This is a genomic window from Gammaproteobacteria bacterium (genome assembly GCA_029862005.1).
Classification (GTDB): domain Bacteria; phylum Pseudomonadota; class Gammaproteobacteria.
This window is the reverse complement of record JAOTYD010000101.1, coordinates 1-2,227: the sequence shown is the minus strand read 5'-3', so window position 1 is coordinate 2,227 and position 2,227 is coordinate 1. Positions and strand designations below refer to the sequence as shown.

Annotated in this window: 4 protein-coding genes; 2 read left to right on the top strand and 2 right to left on the bottom strand. The window is 53.2% G+C overall.

Features of this window, described 5'->3' with window-relative positions; translation table 11 throughout:
• On the bottom strand, window positions 1–301 hold a 301-nt coding region (locus OES20_19210), incomplete at its 3' end, for an RNA pyrophosphohydrolase (GenBank protein ID MDH3636822.1).
• A gap of 92 nt (window positions 302–393) precedes the next feature.
• Between OES20_19210 and OES20_19205 the strand changes: the two genes are divergently transcribed.
• Complete coding sequence (locus OES20_19205) at window positions 394–1,047, top strand: HAD-IB family hydrolase (GenBank protein MDH3636821.1); 654 nt, start codon at window positions 394–396, stop codon at window positions 1,045–1,047.
• A 45-nt stretch (window positions 1,048–1,092) separates the two neighbouring features.
• On the opposite strand, the gene dcd is transcribed toward OES20_19205, so the two are convergent.
• Complete coding sequence (gene dcd / locus OES20_19200; protein ID MDH3636820.1) at window positions 1,093–1,659, bottom strand: dCTP deaminase; 567 nt, start codon at window positions 1,657–1,659, stop codon at window positions 1,093–1,095.
• Window positions 1,660–1,822: 163 nt separating this feature from the next.
• On the opposite strand from dcd, the gene OES20_19195 reads away from it, so the two are divergent.
• The coding region (locus OES20_19195) for a hypothetical protein (protein MDH3636819.1) at window positions 1,823–2,227 on the top strand (405 nt) is incomplete at its 3' end.

The following is a 2,227-nucleotide window of genomic DNA, read 5'->3' as shown; positions in this document are numbered from 1 at the left end:
GCAGATACCACATCTGTTTTTGCCCGATACAAAGCGGCTCGGAACGGCGCATCAGCCTCCTGGGCAACTTGTAGCGCAACCAGCTATCGGTAGCACCAAGCACCGAAACATGGTCCGGTTTCAATCCGGTCTCTTCCCAGAGCTCGCGATACATCGCATCCCTCGGGTCTTCATCGGCGCTGATTCCACCCTGCGGGAACTGCCAGGCATCCTGCCCGATACGACGCGCCCACATCACCTGGGCGGCGCTATTGCACAATATGATTCCGACATTTGCACGGTAGCCATCTGCGTCAATCATTTCGCTGCTTGCCATAAATCGTTTAGAATCTTGGCCGCTCATTCTGACATAGACGTCGAGAACCCATCAAGCCAATACACAGGAAGCAATCCATGACACTCGCTATATTCGACCTGGACCACACGCTACTAGCAGGTGATAGCGACTACCTGTGGGGCGAATACATGGTCGAGAAGCAGATTGTCGATGAACAGGAATATCGCCAGCGAAACCTGGTTTTTTACGAGGATTACCAGCGCGGAGAGCTCGATAACGATACCTATCTCGAGTTTGCACTGGCGCCGCTCACGCGTTATACCCTCGATGAACTGCATGCCTGGAGAGCCGATTACGTTGAAAACTGGATAAAACCGATAATCGTACCCGGCGCGGCCGCGCTTCTCGATCAGCATCGCCAGCAAAACCACGAATTGCTCATTATCAGTGCAACCAACCTGTTCGTCACCGAACCGATCGCGGCATTGCTGCAGGTACCGACGATTCTTTCGACCGAACCCGAAATTGTCGCTAAGCGCTATACCGGCCGCTATCTCGGTACGCCAACCTACCGGGAAGGCAAGGTCACCGTGTTACGCGAATGGCTGACCAGTACCGATCACGACCTCGCGGGCAGTTTCTTTTATAGCGACTCGATCAACGACCTGGCGCTGCTCGAGCAGGTGGATAATCCGATCGCCGTTCACCCGGATAACGAATTAAAGGCAATCGCCGAATCCCGCGACTGGAAAATCATCGACCTCAAGTAAGTTTATGTATTGTCATCCCACGGCTGGACCCGGCATAAGGGTGTTTCAAGCTTTGGGCAGCGTAACGCCTTTTTGTCCCTGGTACTTGCCGCCGCGATCCTTGTAAGAAATTTCACAGACCTCGTCTGATTCGTAGAACAGCATCTGTGCCACACCCTCGTTGGCATAGATCTTCGCCGGCAACGGGGTGGTATTGGAAAATTCGAGCGTCACATGTCCCTCCCATTCAGGCTCCAACGGGGTTACGTTAACAATGATGCCGCAGCGCGCGTATGTTGATTTTCCCAGGCAGATGGTCAGCACGCTGCGTGGTATGCGGAAATATTCGACGGTACGCGCCAGCGCGAACGAATTCGGTGGAATAATACAGACGTCGGACTGTATATCGACGAAACTTTCATCGTCAAAGTTCTTCGGATCGACTATCGCAGAGTTGATATTGGTAAAAATCTTGAATTCGCTGGCGCAACGCACATCATAGCCGTAGCTCGAGGTGCCGTAGGAAATAATACGGCCATTTGCCGACTCGCGAACCTGTCCCGACTCGAAAGGTTCGATCATACCCTCGGCCTCGGCCATGCGCCGAATCCATCGATCAGATTTGATACTCACAGGCTTACCCGCAAAAAAGGCGCAGTATATCTGCTAGCGGGCACCGGCGTCGACGTCGTTTAGTCAGTTACTGTTTCCTGCAGTCTGGCAATGACACACTATAATAGTTTAATAATTGTTAGCTATATTTAATGCAATTGAATAACCTGCCGATAACCATGTAATGGCAACCTTGACCCCGACTCAGCGCACCCCGATGCACTGGACGACAATGCTGCGCCAGATGCTGCGTTTTCGCCTCGCGCGCAGGCTGTTCCTGGTGGTATTTGCCGCGATCGTGCTGATCGAGTTCATTATTGTTTTCCCTTCTTACAACAATTTCAAAACAGCCCAGTTCACCGATCTCGAGGAACTGGCGCGCGTCGCGTCCAGTGCCGCGTTGGCGAACCGGATGCCGGATGGCATCGAGTTAGTCGATGGCATGGAACGCATCTTGACGGCCGATCCACGCATTCTGGGTGTCAGCCTGCTCGATCCGAGCGGACAGATATTCGCAACGTCGGGCGAGATGACCGAGTTACAACCGGATACGCAGTCAGGACCTGCCAGCGAGCTATTCGATGACAGA

Coding starts and splice junctions, on each gene's coding strand:
- OES20_19205 (MDH3636821.1), top strand. CDS start 394: ATGACACTCGCTATATTCGACCTGGACCACACGCTACTAGCAGGTGAT.